The sequence below is a fragment of the Blautia sp. DFI.9.10 genome (assembly GCF_024461705.1).
In the GTDB taxonomy this organism is placed as follows: domain Bacteria; phylum Bacillota; class Clostridia; order Lachnospirales; family Lachnospiraceae; genus Blautia_A; species Blautia_A fusiformis.
The window spans coordinates 1-14,244 of record NZ_JANGAA010000017.1; the positions used below are offsets into that span (position 1 = coordinate 1).

Consider the following 14,244-nt stretch of genomic DNA (forward strand, 5'->3'; position numbering starts at 1 on the left):
GGGTAATCGAGCAGGAAGCCCCCACTTCAAAATCGTAAGATTTAAGTGGTGGGAGTATGTCACCGCCGTGAGTAAGAGCAAACATGCTCGCACTGAAATGAAATAGAACGGAGCATAGCAAATGGAGAACAGGATCATTACAACAGATGTTACAGAAGAGGATTTTTCCCTGGAGGGAAATTTAAGGCCTCAGAGTCTGGATGAGTATATTGGTCAACAGAAAACAAAAGATACCCTGAAAATTTATATCGAAGCAGCAAAGCAGCGTCATGATTCACTGGATCATGTGCTGTTTTATGGACCTCCGGGGCTGGGAAAGACTACACTTTCCGCGATCATTGCCAATGAGATGGGAACACATATGAAGGTAACATCAGGTCCTGCGATTGAAAAGCCAGGCGAAATGGCTGCGATCCTGAACAACCTTCAGGAAGGAGATGTGCTGTTTGTAGATGAGATACACAGACTGAATCGACAGGTAGAAGAGGTTCTTTACCCGGCAATGGAAGATTTTGCTATCGATATCATGATCGGCAAGGGAGCATCCGCCCGTTCCATTCGTCTGGATCTTCCGAAGTTTACATTGGTAGGTGCAACAACGAGGGCAGGTCTTCTTTCCGCGCCGCTTCGTGATCGTTTTGGCGTAACACAGAGACTGGAGTTTTATGATAAAAAAGAACTGACGACGATCATTCTACGTTCCGCTCAGGTGCTTGGCGTGGAAATCGAACCCAATGGAGCTGCCGAGATCGCCAAGCGTTCCAGAGGAACCCCCCGTCTGGCCAACCGTCTTCTGAAGAGAGTACGTGATTTCGCCCAGGTGAAGTATAATGGTGTGATCACCTACGATGTTGCCTGCTTCGCATTGGATCTTCTGGAAGTAGATCAGTATGGCCTTGATAAAACAGACCGCCGCATTCTCCAGACCTTGATCCTGAATTTTCAGGGCGGCCCCGTGGGGCTTGAAACACTTGCCGCATCGATCGGAGAAGACTCCGGAACACTGGAAGACGTGTATGAACCCTATCTTTTGCAGACAGGTTTCCTTAACAGAACTCCACGTGGAAGAATGGCTTCCGTGCTGGCATATACCCATCTTGGATATCCTCGTCCTGATTTATCGACAAAGTAAAGGTCATAAAAAAAGTGAATTACTCGGTAACTGAGTTACCAGAGAATCTGAATTGAAGACTATTAGCACAGGTGAAAAAACGTTCTGTATAATGCGGTAAAAAAGAAAAAGCGCCAGGCAGGAAACTTTATTTTTGATATAACGGATTGCCCGCTGAAAGAGGGCGAAATAATGGAGCAGGTCAATAATCTGTTCAGATCAACACATCTCTCCTTTTTTGGAAGAGATCGCATTGTACAAGGATAGAAAAATAATTGGTGTTTATCAAAGAAATAAAAAATAAGAACCATTCAGCTGTACGATCTAAAAGATCATGGGTACTGCGAATGGTTCTTATTAAGATATCTTATGTGTATTTTACGATAATATACACAAGAATGCAAGACTTAAAATAAACAATAATTATCCACCAGTCAGAAAATGACAGGTGGTATTTTTATACACTTTTTTAAGAAAGAGAGGACAAGAAATGAAGAAATTATTTATCAGTCAGCCAATGAGTGGCAAAGCAGACGAGGAGATTCTTGCAGAGCGAAAGGTGGCAATCAAAGCGGCAGAAGAGTTGTTGAGAGAACCTGTAGAGGTTATTGATTCTTTCTTCCAGTCAGCACCGGTAGGAGCAAAACCTCTGTGGTTCATTGGAAAGTCCCTGGAGTTTTTATCTGATGCCGATATCGCCTATTTTGCAAAAGACTGGCAGAAAGCAAGAGGATGCAAGATCGAACATGAGCGTGCAGTTGAGTATGGAATTCCGAGAATTGACCATGTGTAGGAGGTAAGGAATGGGAAATGAAGAATTTTTAAGACTTTGCAAAGTAAAAGTAGCTGAATATACCAATTCACACATGGATAAGATCGATGGAAAACAGATCACAGTACAGTATGTGTACGTGGTATGGAGTTGTAAGACATTACAGAACAGTAAAGCACTTCTGAGCACGACTGTGCCGGATGGAATGTATTATGAGCTGACATATAACGGAGATAAGCACGAGTTATACTTTGATGCTTATAAGAAATTTCAAAACATGTGCTTTAAACTGTAATTGCGCCGGTGCAACAGTCGGAGAAGGGAAACACTACATGGAAACAATCATTTGCTCATGTCATAGAATAGAAGATCTGGAAAGAAAAGGAGAATGAACATGAATGTAAATGTAATGATGCAGTATGTAACATATGGTCTGGCGCTGATCGGGGTGCTGGCGTTCCTGGTATCGATTATTGTGCAGGTGATCAAAGAGCTCCCGGGACTTAATAAGATCCCGACAAGTATTGTAGCACTGGTCACATCACTGATCCTGTGTCCGGTGGCACTGGCAGTCCTGTGCACGTATTATAAGACAGCTGTCACCTGGTATTATATTTTCGCATCGATTATTGCGGCGTTTGTAGTGTATTTGGTTGCGACCGGCGGTTGGGAAAAAGTAAAAGGTATCTGGGACAGGACGAAATACAAAGATTCAGAGGGCGAGTGATCCCTTTGTGAAATTCGTTGAACATCAAAGGACGATATGATAATATAGAACACGGAGCAATCGTGTTGCAGGGTGGCTGACCTCTATTCTACATAGAATGGAGGTGGTGCTGATGGACAAGAATCATTTTGATTTCAAAGACCTCATGGCTTTTGGTATGTTCATTCTGGCATTGCTTACGTTCGTTTTGACGTTTTGTAAGTAATTTTCTACATAGAAAAACCACCCCAAAACTTTGGCTGAGTGTAGGGTGGAATTTCTATTTCGCTATTCACTGAGTTCAACCCCTTGTGGGCGGTTGTTCCTTTGTATTATCAATATACCATTTCGAAAAAAATAATTCAAGTATTTTTAGGAGGCGAGTAATCGTCTTTTTTTATTGGAGGAAACATATGTTAAAGATTATGGGAAAAGCTCAGGTATCCGGCAGGAATTATGGTCAGAAGATCATCAGCATTTTGAATGGCATATTATCTATTAAGGCATCAAATAAGACATCAAAAACAGAAAAGGAGAGTACAACCATGAATATCAACACAAGTCTTATCAGTAACAACAACAGCTATGCAGGTCATAAACCGGCATATATCGTAATTCACAACACAGATAACTATGCCAAGGGTGCAAATGCGAAAGCACATGCTAAGGCTCAACATGATGGAAACTTTAAAGGCTATTCTGCACATGTATATGTGGATGACACAGAGGCATATCAGGCGCTTCCGTATAACCGTGGCGCATGGCACGTAGGGGTTAACTACGGCGGTCGGCTGTTTGGTACTGTCAACAACAGAAATTCAGTAGGAATCGAGATGTGTGTCCAGGCTGGCTATAATTATGAGAAAGCTTTCCAGAATACAGTCCGGTTGTGCAAACAGCTTATGAAACAGCTGGGAATCCCGGCAGACAGAGTTGTGCAGCATTATGATGTATGCGCAAAGAACTGCCCGTCAGCGATCCGTGCAAAAGGTGACTGGAACCGGTTCAAGCAGCTGATCGGAGCTGAGACCACCACGCCAACGGTAGACAAGTATTATCGCACAAGAAAGTCCTGGGCTGACAGCAAGAGCCAGATTGGAGCATACAAGAGCCTTGAGAATGCAAAGAAAGAGTGGAAACAGGGCTACACCATCTATGATTGGAACGGAAAAGCAGTGTATCCTGTGCAGACTTCAAAAAAGGCAGTAGTTCTGACAGGAAAATTTGAGACCCAGCTTCCGATCATCCGGAAAGGGGATTCCGGCGTTGCAGTTTCCGTGCTGCAGTCTGTACTTGGTGTTACTGTGGATGGCCATTTCGGAGACGATACAGAAGCATCTCTGAAAGTTTTCCAGAAAAACACAGGCGTAAAGGTAAGTGGAACCTGCGGTATTGATTCCTGGAAAAGGGTGATCGAACACATGAAAGCCAACACTCATAATTGAGAAAAACATTTGCATTTTTAAGGAAAATATTGTAATCGACAAAATAATAGAAAAACTTCTATACATTTTTGCGGGAATCAGTTATAATAAAAGAAATTGCGGGTTGTAAGACCGGCAATGCAGAGGAATGTTATTGAGGAAATTACCAGTAACAGATAAATTCAGGAGGCTTTACGAATGGCGGTAAAGAATACAGCACAGGTTGTTATCGATGGAAAGATCATTACTCTGGGCGGGTATGAGTCCGAGGAATATTTTCAGAAGGTTGCAGCCTATATGAATAATAAGATCAGTGAGCTGAGTCAGATGCCGGGATACTCCAGACAGGCCATGGAGACCAAGCATACACTGCTCAGTCTGAATATTACAGATGATTATTTTAAGGCAAAAAAACAGGCGGAGATTTTTGAACAGGATCTGCAGCAGAAAGACCAGGAGATGTATGATCTGAAACATGAACTGATCTCTTTGAAAATGCAGATTGAAGAGGCGAAGAAGGCAGAACAGGAAGCTCAGGAACAGAAGAATCTTCTGGACGGTAAGGTGAAGGAGCTGGAGAAAGAACTTGATGAACTGCTTAAATAAGGAGGGGGGATTGCTTCGGTAATCCTCTTTTGTTTTATGGTCATCGGATTGATTAACAGATGGGAGATGAGGGAATACTGTGAAAAATATGATAACAGAACTGCTCTCGCCGGCAGGTTCTTATGAAAGCTTTGAGGCAGCTATTGGTGCCGGGGCTGATGCGGTATATGTAGGGGGACCGGCTTTTGGAGCAAGAGCTTATGCGCAGAACTTCACCCAGGAAGAGCTGATCACTGCCATTGAGACCGCACATATCCATAACCGTAAATTATATCTTACTGTGAATACACTTTTGAAGAACCGTGAACTGGATGATCAGCTGTTTGAATATCTGCTTCCGTATTATGAGGCAGGGCTGGATGCGGTGATCGTACAGGATCTGGGAGTATTTTCTTTTATACGCCGGAATTTTCCGGATCTGGATATTCACGCAAGCACACAGATGACAGTAACCGGACCGGAGGGAATGCGGTTTCTGGAGGAAAAGGGAGCAACGCGTGTGGTTCCGGCCAGAGAGCTTTCCCTGGAAGAGATATCTGCCATGCATAAGGCAAGTCCTCTGGAAATAGAGACTTTTATCCATGGAGCTCTCTGTTACAGCTATTCCGGCCAGTGTCTGATGAGCAGTATTTTCGGTGGAAGAAGCGGAAACCGTGGCCGCTGTGCACAGCCATGCAGGCTTCCTTACAGTGTAACCATGGATCACAGAAAATATAAAGGAGACAAGGATTTTTGTGCATTAAGCCTGAAAGATATCTGCACTCTGGATATTCTTCCGGATATCCTGGAGGCGGGTGTTATGTCTCTGAAGATCGAAGGGCGTATGAAACAGCCGGCGTACACAGCGGGCGTCACGGCAGTATATCGAAAATATCTGGATATGTATTTAAGTGGAAAAGAATATCACGTTCAGGAAAACGATCGGAAGTATCTTCTTGAGCTTTTCAGTCGGGGAGGATCCTGCAAAGGATACTATGATATGTATCGCGGGCCGGAAATGATGGCTTTTGCCAATGAAAAAAAATCCGGTAATATCCAGCCGGAGATCAGAAAAATAAAAGAAAAAATTCATGGGAATTTAATACTTTCTCCTGAAAGTCCTGTTATACTGGAAATAACCTGCAAGGGCCAGACAGTAACTGCTATGGGCGGTGAGGTACAGTTTGCTAAAAATCAGCCAATGGAAGAACAGAGGATCCGTCAGCAGATGGAGAAACTGGGAAATACAGATTTTCAGTGGGAGGATCTGAACATTGAAATAAATGGAAGGATTTTTGTTCCGGTTAAAGTTCTCAATGAAGTACGAAGAGATGCTCTGAGTCAGCTGCGAGAAGCACTGATCGGATGTCAGAAGAGAGCACAGGTTACGAAGCAGCCGACGAAATCTAAGGATCAGGCTGCCTGCCACAGAAGGGTAACAGACAGCCTGCCTGTGTATGTATCCTGTGAACGTTCGGATACTGCGGAAGTACTTTTGAACGAACCGGGGATTACAGGTTTTTATTTTCCTTTTGATACTATGGAAAAATATTTTTCACCGGAACTTGCTGCAAGCAGTGAATTATATCTTTCTACTCCACATATCCATCGCGGAGAAATCCCCGAAAAGTGGCTTCGATCAGCTCAAAAATGGTTGGAGCAGGGTATGAAGGGCTTTCTGGTAAGAAACCTGGAATCTTACGCCGTACTGAAAAAAATGGGATATGGCGAAAAATGTATCCTGGATGCATCCATGTATACCTGGAATGATCAGAGTGTTGATTTCTGGCGGGAAGAGGGAGTTCTTCGAAATACAGTCCCCCTTGAGTTGAATGAGGGTGAACTGAAACATAGAGATAATACTTCTTCGGAGCTGCTTTTATATGGTTATATCCCACTGATGCTTTCCGCGCAGTGTGTAAGGAAGAATCTTTTCGGATGTACAGGAAAATATGAGACGGCTTATCTGAAAGACCGCTATAACAGTGAATTTCCGGTAAAATGCAGTTGTGATCCATGGGGAAAAAACATCTCCGAAAAAGCAAAATACTGTTATAATATCATTTATAATAGCATTCCTTACGGACTTCCGGGTGAAAAAGATCAGGTAAAAAAACTGAACCTTCACTCTTTGCGACTGGCATTTACGATCGAAGAGCCAGAGAAAGCAAAAGCGATCCTGAAAGAATTCCGGACGGTTTATCAGGAAAACGGAAAACCTTCCGGACGCAGGTATACAAAAGGCCATTTTAAAAGAGGAGCCGAGTAAAAGTGTATGATTAATGTAATTACAGAATTATCTAAGTATGTGATCCTCACATTGATGATCGTCTATACCTTTCATTGTTTTTATATGGTGTGGCGGCAGGATGAGGAAGAAAAGAGAGAACTGCTCCATCAGCAGCTGACCATGATCTTTTTTATTGATTTTACAGCATTTCTTGTGATCTATTTAAAAAGCATGGATTTCAGGGTCATCCTGTTCTATATCGAAATGATGATCTTTTTTGCAGCGATCCAGATCCTTTATCGAATTATTTATCAGAATGCATCGCTGCTTCTTTTAAATAATATGTGTATGCTCCTGAGCGTAGGATTTATCATGCTCTGCCGGCTTTCACTTCCGTCTGCAACTAAGCAGCTTCTGATCGTGGCCGCAGGTAGTGCAGTATCACTGGTGATACCGGTAATGATACGAAAAATGAAATTTTTAAAGGATCTTACATGGGCTTATGCCGGAATTGGTATTGTACTTCTGGCGGCAGTTCTTGTTCTGGCAAGCACAAGCTACGGTGCAAAGCTTTCTCTTATGGGAATCCAGCCTTCCGAGGTGATCAAGATAACCTTCGTATTTTTTATGGCATCACTTCTGTGTACCAAGGTGGATTTTCGCAAAGTAGTACTGGCTACGATCGTTGCAGTGATCCATGTAGGGATCCTGGTTCTTTCCAGGGATCTGGGTAGTGCAGTAATCTTTTTTGTCACCTACCTTGTACTGATCTATGTGGCAACCAGAAATCCGAGCTATTTATTTTTGGGACTTGGCGGAGGATGCGTTGGTTCGGTGATCGCATATCATCTTTTTGGACATGTCCGTCAGCGAGTCAGTGCCTGGAAGGATCCGATGGCTGTCTATCAAAATGAAGGTTATCAGATCGTGCAGTCTCTGTTTGCGATCGGAACCGGAGGCTGGTTTGGAATGGGACTTTGTCAGGGCTCTCCAGAGAAGATCCCGGTCGTAAAAAATGATTTTATCTTCAGTGCTATTTGCGAGGAACTGGGTGGCATTTTTGCCATCTGCCTGATTCTTGTATGCACAAGCTTTTTTCTGATGATCGTTACTATTGCACTAAAGATCAGGAATCCGTTTTATAAACTGATCGCACTGGGGCTCGGAACGGAATATGCTTTTCAGGTATTTCTGACCATTGGCGGTGCAACCAAGTTTATTCCAATGACAGGAGTTACACTTCCGCTGGTGAGTTACGGAGGCAGTTCTGTCATGTGTACCATCCTGATGCTTGCGATCATTCAGGGACTGTATATTCTGAGGGAAGATGAGGACGAACAAATTGAAACGCAGCGAAAAGAAACGATTGAAAGAAGAGGAAAGAGAGCAACGCCTGAGAGAAAGAGAAATCGCCAGACTCCGTAGAAAAAAGAACCGGCCTTTAACTTTTGTATCGGCCTTCTTTATATTGATCTTTGTCAGTTTGATCGGATATCTGGTCTATTTTGACGCCATAAAAAGCGAAGATTTTATCAACAGCCCGTACAACACCCGTCAGGATACATTTTCGGACCGTGTAGTACGTGGAAGTATCCAGTCTTCGGATGGTGAGGTCCTGGCACAGACCAATGTGTATGAAGATGGAACAGAAGAGAGAACGTATCCGTTTTCCAATATTTTTGCACATGCAGTAGGATATGATACCAATGGTAAGAGTGGTTTGGAATCGGAAGCAAATTTCCAGCTTCTCACTTCCCATTCATTTTTTCTGGAACAGATGAAAAATGAATTCCTGGGAAAAAAGAATCAGGGTGATACCGTGATCTCCAGTCTGAATGCAGATCTTCAGACAACGGCATACAATTCTCTGGGAGACCGCAGAGGAGCGGTAGTTGTACTGGAACCATCCACCGGACGTATCCTGGCTATGGTGAGCAAACCGGATTTTGATCCGAACACGATCGCACAGAACTGGGATACCCTTGTTAATGATGAAAGTAACAGCAGCCTTTTAAACCGTGCAACCAATGGAGCTTATCCTCCGGGATCAACATTTAAGATTGTCACGGCACTGGATTATTTCAGGCAAAAGGGATCACTGGAGGGATATTCCTATCTGTGTCAGGGAAGTATCACAGTGGATGACCACACGATCCAGTGTTACAATGGTGCAGTACATGGACAGGAGGATTTTTATTCCGCATTTGCACATTCCTGTAACTGTGCATTTGCAGATATGGGACTTGGTCTGGGAGGAGGTACTCTGAAAAGTACTGCAGAGGATCTGCTCTTTAATAAGGCTCTTCCGCTGAATTCCTATAAAACCAGCCGTTTTACCCTTGATAATGATTCTCCGAACGCACTTGTGATGCAGACCTCGATCGGCCAGGGTAACACTCTTGTTTCTCCGATGCATATGGCATTGATCACAAGTGCCATCGCCAATGATGGTGTACTGATGAAGCCAACTATGATCGATAAGATCGTGAATAATTCCGGTGATACGGTCAGGGAAACAGAAAAAACAGAATACAAACGTCTGATGACAAGAAATGAAGCCAATATCCTTGGAAAACTAATGAAAAATGTAGTTGAAAACGGTACGGCTTCCGCATTGAACGGACGAGGATATACTGTTGCCGGAAAGACCGGTTCTGCGGAGTTTGATGAAAATGGCTCCAGTCATTCCTGGTTTGTGGGTTATTCTAATGTAGATGACCCGGATATCGCCATTGCAGTGATCGTGGAAAACGGCGGAACCGGAAGTGAAGCGGCAGTTCCCATTGCGGCAGATGTTTTTGATGCATATTATTTCGATTAAATTGAGAACAGTATCTGCTTCTTGCCCCTTGCCTATAAGGTAAAAAAGAGGTATACTATAGCCAGTGCAAAAGACACACGCATTACAGGAGGATTGCAATATGATAGAAGCAACAAGCTGTGGCGGTGTGGTAATTCATCGGGGTAAGATTCTGGCATTGTATAAATCCTACAGGAACCGTTATGAAGGATGGGTGCTTCCCAAAGGAACTGTAGAAAAAGGAGAGACTTTTGAACAGACTGCTTTACGTGAAGTAATGGAAGAAGCAGGTGTTCGGGCCTCTATCGTGAAATATATCGGTAAGAGCCAGTATAATTTCACCGTTCCGGAGGATGTGGTAATGAAAGAGGTACACTGGTATCTCATGATAGCTGATAATTATCATAGCAAACCCCAGCGAGAGGAATATTTTGTAGATTCCGGATACTATAAGTTTCATGAGATCTATCATCTTCTCCGTTTTTCCAACGAGAAGCATATCGTGGAACAGGCCTATCAGGAGTATCTGGAAATGCGAAGTGAAGGCGTCTGGGCGAAACAGCAGAAGTATTTTTAACAACAGGACAGGGCTGTGTACATACGCAGCCCTGTTTGGCATTATAACGGAGGTGAGGGCAGATTGCTGAAATGGATGAAAAACTATTACATAGGAAATGATGTAAAAAATCCTACTAGAATAAGAACCAGGATCACTGCTGGTAAATTCGTGCCGGATATCTACGTTGTTACTTTGTCTGATAATCCCGGAAATATTTTGGAAATTCTTCCCGCAGGCATGCTTGTACAGCGAAGCGCCAGAGCCACCTGTCCTTTGATCGTTGGAATGGCTAGAGGAAAATCCGGTGCTATACAGATGGTACAGGATATGATCGAACAGGTTTATACCGAAACTGGAAATTTTAAAATAAAAGAATATCTGAAAAACAGGTGAACCAATGCTGCATATATTATGGCTGATAATAAAATGGATATTGATCCTTCTGGGGATTCTGATCGGGCTGATCTTTCTGATCCTGCTGCTTCTTTTATTTTGTCCAATCAGATACAGAGGGAATTTAAAAAAAGACCGTACGGATAGTCTTCGGGAAATACATGCTTTCGGTGAAGTGAGCTGGCTGCTTCATATAATTTCTGCACAGGTATTCTGGGAGCAGGGCGTTCTGAAAACAAAAATATGTTTGTTAGGGATTCCTTTGGAAAAATTTAAAAATCTGTTTCGTAAAAAAAAGAAACCAAGAGCTCTTTCCAACTCCGGAAATCAAAATGCAAAAAAACAGACAGAGGCTTCTGGAAGTCATGAAAAGACATCAAAAAGCGAAAATCAGAACGATACCGCAGAGCTGCAAATGTCTGAGCCTCAGGAAGATACTGTTGAAGATATAAATGAAATTTCGGAAAATGTAATAATGGAGCCGATATCGATTTCCGAAGAAATATCGGAAGATGAAAAGAGGCTTCGGACAAAGATTGCAGATTTAATTTTGAATATAGTGGGAAAAATAAAAATGACAGTTGGAAAGCTGTTCCGAATCGTACAGAATTTTCTTGGAATCCCCAAAAGGATTCTGAAAAAAATTCAAAGTCTTGCATTAACAATCCGGAATTTCTGTGATAAGATAAACTGGTGGAAGGAATTTTTAGACCATCCCCGAACCAGAGAGGCTCTTTCCTTTCTGTGGAAAAATGCAAAAAAACTGATTTATCATGTGCTTCCGACAAGGATCACCGGAAAGATCACATTTGGCAATGAAGATCCGGCAGTTACAGGTATGGTATTGGCTGTATTAGGAATGACGATTCCTTTTCATAAAAACAAGATCGAAGCAGCGCCCCTTTTTGATAATGAAAATGTTCTTGAGGGAGAGATCATGTTAAAGGGAAGGATTTATGGAATTGTAGTTCTCACAACAGCAGCGAAGCTTTATTTCAATAAAAATATAAAATACGTCATCCACCGATGGAGACATAAGGAGGTAAATCATGGAGAAAGAGAATAATTTCAAAGATACCGTGAATTCATTATTTAAAGGAATGGATGGCTTTGTATCGGCCAAGACAGTGGTTGGCGATGCCATTCATGTAGGCGATACCATTATCCTTCCTCTGGTCGATGTATCCTTCGGCGTGGGAGCCGGAGCTTTTGAAGGGGACAAGAAGAACAATGGCGGCGGAGGTCTTGCCGGAAAGATGTCTCCCTGTGCAGTGCTTGTGATCCAGAATGGAAGCACCAAACTTGTAAACGTAAAAAATCAGGATGGCCTTACCAAGGTTCTGGATATGGTGCCGGATTTTGTGAACCGTTTTGCACCAGGTGCAGGCAATGCCGAGGATACAGACGGGAAAGAAGAGTAGTATTCCATTTAGATTTCATGCATATACTGTAATAAAAAACAGGAAATGAGCAGACAGGAGTGGGAAAGCTAACTGGTTTTATGCTGTTTTTTATTGGTGTGGGCATGGTTCTTGGTATCCTTATTACAGAGAATTTTATTGTGATCGCAATGGCAGTCATATGTCTGCTATGCGGATATCATATGTTTTGCAGATAAGCGGGAAGTGTGCACCTGGCATACTTCCCGCTTGTAATTTATCTGTCTTAAAGATAAAAAAACAGCCCCCGCATTCTACGGGGGCATACGATATTACTTACGCTCTTTCAACTTTTCCGGATCTTAAACAAGAAGTACATACATACATTTTCTTTGCTCCGCCGGCAGTTGTTTTTACTCTGACGGATTTAACGTTAGATTTCCACATTTTGTTGGATCTTCTATGGGAATGACTCACATTGTTTCCGAAATGAGCTCCTTTATCGCAGATTGCACATTTAGCCATGAATAGCACCTCCTTTTATCAACAGTCACCATTTTAACAGATGAATTGCTCTTTTGCAAGCAAAAAAAGGAAATTTATCAAAAATTCTGCAAAGAGTTTTAAGGAAAGTATTCCATACCTCCGGGAACAGGGCGGATCATGGTGGAATTAAGCGTTGTGTGTATGGTTTAGATCAATTTGAAACATAGAAAATTACCCAGTGCGAATTAATTTATCGTTTTTTCTTTGGCCTGGTCTCTTTCCTGAAGCTGAATAGAACATATTCTTGCTGAACTGGCATATGAGAATAGGAAAACCGGGAAAATGCAAAAGAATTTGGCAGGTAGTTCGGAATCCGAAAATGTGGTATGATTATAGGCAGGATATCAGAAACGTCAGGAGTTGAATAGATTGTGAAGACGGAAGAAATCTTTAAATATGTGCAGAAACAGTACGGAACAGTCCCAGAATATTTATGGAGTAAATCGCCAGACAGTGCAGTACTCCGACATAAAAACGGAAAATGGTATGCAGTGATCATGACTATTGAAAAATCAAAACTGGGATTAGAAGGAAAAGATCCGGTTGATATCATGGATGTAAAGTGTGATCCGGACATGACGAATATGATTATTCAGACGCATGGATTTTTACCTGGATACCATATGAACAAGCAGCACTGGATCACGATTTTACTGGATGGTTCGGTCAGTAAAGCAAAGATACTGGACTTTTTGGACATGAGTTATGACCTGATTGATGGCGCAGGCAGAAAGGAAAACAAATGAGAAAAGCAATCGTATATGCATCTGTACATCATGGAAATACAGAAAAATTAGTAAAAAGTGTATCAGAAGCGTGCCAGATCGATTTGATCGATGCTGTAAAACAACCCGATGCAGATCTGAGCAGTTATGATATGATTGGGTTTGCATCAGGAATCTATTTTTCAAAATTTCATCAGTCGATATTGGGATTTGCAGAGAAGAATCTACCGGATGACAAAAAGGTATTTCTGATCTGTACTTATGGTGGAAGTGCCAATTATAAATCCATAGAGCAGATTTTGGATAAGAAGCGTTCTAAAGTGATAGGAAAATTCGGGTGCAAAGGTTATGACACATTTGGTCCATTTAAACTGGTTGGTGGAATTGCAAAAGGGCATCCAGATGAAGAAGATATAAAAAATGCAGTTGCGTTTGTAAAAGGATTATAAGTAGATAAACGAAAAAGAAAAACCGGCTTCATAGTATCGGTCGGCATGCTCCATCACAATCCGGGGTTTCCCTTCAATAGAGTGGATGAGCTTAATTTTCTATAAGATAAAACAAGTTGAACTCTATCATTGCGTAATTATAAAAAAAAGGTTATAATAGTTTTATATAATTTAATCTGAATGAAACAATGGAGGTAACCATATGAATGGACGTATAGATTCCGGATTGGGTCAGATCGTAATTGATACAGATGTCATTGCGACTTATGCCGGCAGTGTGGCGGTAGAGTGTTTTGGTATCATCGGAATGGCAGCTATCAGTATGAAGGATGGCCTGGTCAAGCTTTTGCGTATTGACAGCCTGAAACATGGTATCAGTGTTAAGATCACGGATGATAATAAGATCCGGCTGAATTTTCATGTCATCGTAGCATATGGCGTGAATATCAGTACTATTGCGGACAATCTTGTCAACAATGTAAAATATAAAGTCGAAGCCTTTACAGGAATGGAGATTGAAAAGATCAACATTATGGTTGAGGGCGTGCGTGCAATAGATTAGTTT

The 14,244-nt window shown here is 42.2% G+C and carries 19 protein-coding genes; 18 read left to right on the top strand and 1 reads right to left on the bottom strand.

All coding sequences use genetic code 11. The features are described 5' to 3' along the window. Positions 1 to 121 precede the first annotated feature (121 nt). The 15 genes from ruvB (at position 122) to NE671_RS10940 (ending at position 12,198) form a co-directional block, all read left to right on the top strand. A complete protein-coding gene (ruvB, locus tag NE671_RS10875) occupies positions 122 to 1,132 on the top strand; it encodes a Holliday junction branch migration DNA helicase RuvB (RefSeq protein ID WP_015524888.1) in 1,011 nt (336 codons plus the stop codon). Between the two features lie 84 nt (positions 1,133 to 1,216). Next, positions 1,217 to 1,378 carry a hypothetical protein gene (locus NE671_RS16185; protein ID WP_158526504.1) on the top strand — a complete coding sequence of 54 codons (162 nt, stop codon included), beginning with the start codon at positions 1,217 to 1,219 and terminating at the stop codon, positions 1,376 to 1,378. Positions 1,379 to 1,601: 223 nt separating this feature from the next. Next, positions 1,602 to 1,904 (top strand): DUF4406 domain-containing protein, encoded by a 303-nt coding sequence (locus NE671_RS10880; RefSeq protein WP_022426487.1) that lies wholly within the window; start codon positions 1,602 to 1,604, stop codon positions 1,902 to 1,904. A 10-nt stretch (positions 1,905 to 1,914) separates the two neighbouring features. Further along, a complete protein-coding gene (locus NE671_RS10885; protein WP_110103918.1) occupies positions 1,915 to 2,178 on the top strand; it encodes a DUF6275 family protein in 264 nt (87 codons plus the stop codon). Positions 2,179 to 2,277: 99 nt separating this feature from the next. After that, positions 2,278 to 2,610, top strand: coding sequence for a ribonuclease (locus tag NE671_RS10890; RefSeq protein WP_110103919.1), 333 nt, complete (start codon positions 2,278 to 2,280; stop codon positions 2,608 to 2,610). Between the two features lie 392 nt (positions 2,611 to 3,002). Beyond that, positions 3,003 to 4,034 (top strand): peptidoglycan recognition protein family protein, encoded by a 1,032-nt coding sequence (locus tag NE671_RS10895; protein WP_118753143.1) that lies wholly within the window; start codon positions 3,003 to 3,005, stop codon positions 4,032 to 4,034. A 177-nt stretch (positions 4,035 to 4,211) separates the two neighbouring features. Further along, positions 4,212 to 4,619: a cell division protein ZapA gene (locus NE671_RS10900; protein ID WP_015524889.1), complete on the top strand. Its 408-nt coding sequence runs from the start codon at positions 4,212 to 4,214 to the stop codon at positions 4,617 to 4,619. Positions 4,620 to 4,707: 88 nt separating this feature from the next. Beyond that, positions 4,708 to 6,867 carry a peptidase U32 family protein gene (locus tag NE671_RS10905; RefSeq protein ID WP_021651505.1) on the top strand — a complete coding sequence of 720 codons (2,160 nt, stop codon included), beginning with the start codon at positions 4,708 to 4,710 and terminating at the stop codon, positions 6,865 to 6,867. Between the two features lie 6 nt (positions 6,868 to 6,873). Beyond that, the gene (locus NE671_RS10910; protein WP_015524892.1) at positions 6,874 to 8,253 is read left to right on the top strand and encodes an FtsW/RodA/SpoVE family cell cycle protein; all 1,380 of its coding nucleotides are present in this window, start codon (positions 6,874 to 6,876) and stop codon (positions 8,251 to 8,253) included. Then, entirely contained in the window at positions 8,156 to 9,649 is a 1,494-nt protein-coding gene (locus tag NE671_RS10915) for a peptidoglycan D,D-transpeptidase FtsI family protein (RefSeq protein ID WP_118753142.1), read from the top strand. The genes NE671_RS10910 and NE671_RS10915 overlap by 98 nt, the downstream gene beginning before the upstream one ends. 100 nt (positions 9,650 to 9,749) lie before the next feature. Beyond that, entirely contained in the window at positions 9,750 to 10,205 is a 456-nt protein-coding gene (locus tag NE671_RS10920; protein ID WP_015524893.1) for an NUDIX hydrolase, read from the top strand. A 63-nt stretch (positions 10,206 to 10,268) separates the two neighbouring features. Then, positions 10,269 to 10,580, top strand: a complete 312-nt coding sequence (locus NE671_RS10925) for a hypothetical protein (protein ID WP_110103921.1) — start codon at positions 10,269 to 10,271, stop codon at positions 10,578 to 10,580. Positions 10,581 to 10,584: 4 nt separating this feature from the next. Beyond that, positions 10,585 to 11,646, top strand: coding sequence for a DUF2953 domain-containing protein (locus NE671_RS10930; RefSeq protein WP_110103923.1), 1,062 nt, complete (start codon positions 10,585 to 10,587; stop codon positions 11,644 to 11,646). Beyond that, positions 11,630 to 12,001 carry a GerW family sporulation protein gene (locus NE671_RS10935; protein WP_015524896.1) on the top strand — a complete coding sequence of 124 codons (372 nt, stop codon included), beginning with the start codon at positions 11,630 to 11,632 and terminating at the stop codon, positions 11,999 to 12,001. Before NE671_RS10930 ends, NE671_RS10935 begins: the two co-directional genes overlap by 17 nt. Before the next feature lie 59 nt (positions 12,002 to 12,060). Next, positions 12,061 to 12,198, top strand: a complete 138-nt coding sequence (locus NE671_RS10940) for a hypothetical protein (protein WP_173740860.1) — start codon at positions 12,061 to 12,063, stop codon at positions 12,196 to 12,198. A gap of 97 nt (positions 12,199 to 12,295) precedes the next feature. Here the strand turns inward: NE671_RS10940 and rpmB are convergent, their stop codons facing one another. Continuing rightward, positions 12,296 to 12,484 (bottom strand): 50S ribosomal protein L28, encoded by a 189-nt coding sequence (gene rpmB / locus NE671_RS10945; RefSeq protein ID WP_015524898.1) that lies wholly within the window; start codon positions 12,482 to 12,484, stop codon positions 12,296 to 12,298. Between the two features lie 392 nt (positions 12,485 to 12,876). Between rpmB and NE671_RS10950 the strand changes: the two genes are divergently transcribed. The 3 genes from NE671_RS10950 to NE671_RS10960 all read left to right on the top strand — a co-directional run bounded on the left by NE671_RS10950 (position 12,877) and on the right by NE671_RS10960 (position 14,241). Next, positions 12,877 to 13,251, top strand: coding sequence for an MmcQ/YjbR family DNA-binding protein (locus NE671_RS10950; protein ID WP_110103925.1), 375 nt, complete (start codon positions 12,877 to 12,879; stop codon positions 13,249 to 13,251). Beyond that, on the top strand, positions 13,248 to 13,679 hold the full coding sequence (locus tag NE671_RS10955) for a flavodoxin family protein (RefSeq protein WP_129975405.1): 432 nt from the start codon (positions 13,248 to 13,250) through the stop codon (positions 13,677 to 13,679). The genes NE671_RS10950 and NE671_RS10955 overlap by 4 nt, the downstream gene beginning before the upstream one ends. Positions 13,680 to 13,881: 202 nt before the next feature. After that, positions 13,882 to 14,241, top strand: a complete 360-nt coding sequence (locus NE671_RS10960; RefSeq protein WP_015524900.1) for an Asp23/Gls24 family envelope stress response protein — start codon at positions 13,882 to 13,884, stop codon at positions 14,239 to 14,241. The last annotated feature ends 3 nt before the right edge of the window (positions 14,242 to 14,244 follow it).

What these genes read in the sequence shown, in the direction of transcription:
- NE671_RS10890 (WP_110103919.1), top strand. Translation starts at nt 2,278, where the DNA reads ATGAATGTAAATGTAATGATGCAGTATGTAACATATGGTCTGGCGCTG.
- rpmB (WP_015524898.1), bottom strand. Translation starts at nt 12,484, where the DNA reads ATGGCTAAATGTGCAATCTGCGATAAAGGAGCTCATTTCGGAAACAAT.
- NE671_RS10915 (WP_118753142.1), top strand. Translation starts at nt 8,156, where the DNA reads ATGAGGACGAACAAATTGAAACGCAGCGAAAAGAAACGATTGAAAGAA.
- NE671_RS10900 (WP_015524889.1), top strand. Translation starts at nt 4,212, where the DNA reads ATGGCGGTAAAGAATACAGCACAGGTTGTTATCGATGGAAAGATCATT.
- NE671_RS10910 (WP_015524892.1), top strand. Translation starts at nt 6,874, where the DNA reads ATGATTAATGTAATTACAGAATTATCTAAGTATGTGATCCTCACATTG.
- NE671_RS10885 (WP_110103918.1), top strand. Translation starts at nt 1,915, where the DNA reads ATGGGAAATGAAGAATTTTTAAGACTTTGCAAAGTAAAAGTAGCTGAA.
- NE671_RS10930 (WP_110103923.1), top strand. Translation starts at nt 10,585, where the DNA reads ATGCTGCATATATTATGGCTGATAATAAAATGGATATTGATCCTTCTG.
- NE671_RS10895 (WP_118753143.1), top strand. Translation starts at nt 3,003, where the DNA reads ATGTTAAAGATTATGGGAAAAGCTCAGGTATCCGGCAGGAATTATGGT.
- ruvB (WP_015524888.1), top strand. Translation starts at nt 122, where the DNA reads ATGGAGAACAGGATCATTACAACAGATGTTACAGAAGAGGATTTTTCC.
- NE671_RS10935 (WP_015524896.1), top strand. Translation starts at nt 11,630, where the DNA reads ATGGAGAAAGAGAATAATTTCAAAGATACCGTGAATTCATTATTTAAA.
- NE671_RS10960 (WP_015524900.1), top strand. Translation starts at nt 13,882, where the DNA reads ATGAATGGACGTATAGATTCCGGATTGGGTCAGATCGTAATTGATACA.
- NE671_RS10955 (WP_129975405.1), top strand. Translation starts at nt 13,248, where the DNA reads ATGAGAAAAGCAATCGTATATGCATCTGTACATCATGGAAATACAGAA.
- NE671_RS10920 (WP_015524893.1), top strand. Translation starts at nt 9,750, where the DNA reads ATGATAGAAGCAACAAGCTGTGGCGGTGTGGTAATTCATCGGGGTAAG.
- NE671_RS10905 (WP_021651505.1), top strand. Translation starts at nt 4,708, where the DNA reads ATGATAACAGAACTGCTCTCGCCGGCAGGTTCTTATGAAAGCTTTGAG.
- NE671_RS10880 (WP_022426487.1), top strand. Translation starts at nt 1,602, where the DNA reads ATGAAGAAATTATTTATCAGTCAGCCAATGAGTGGCAAAGCAGACGAG.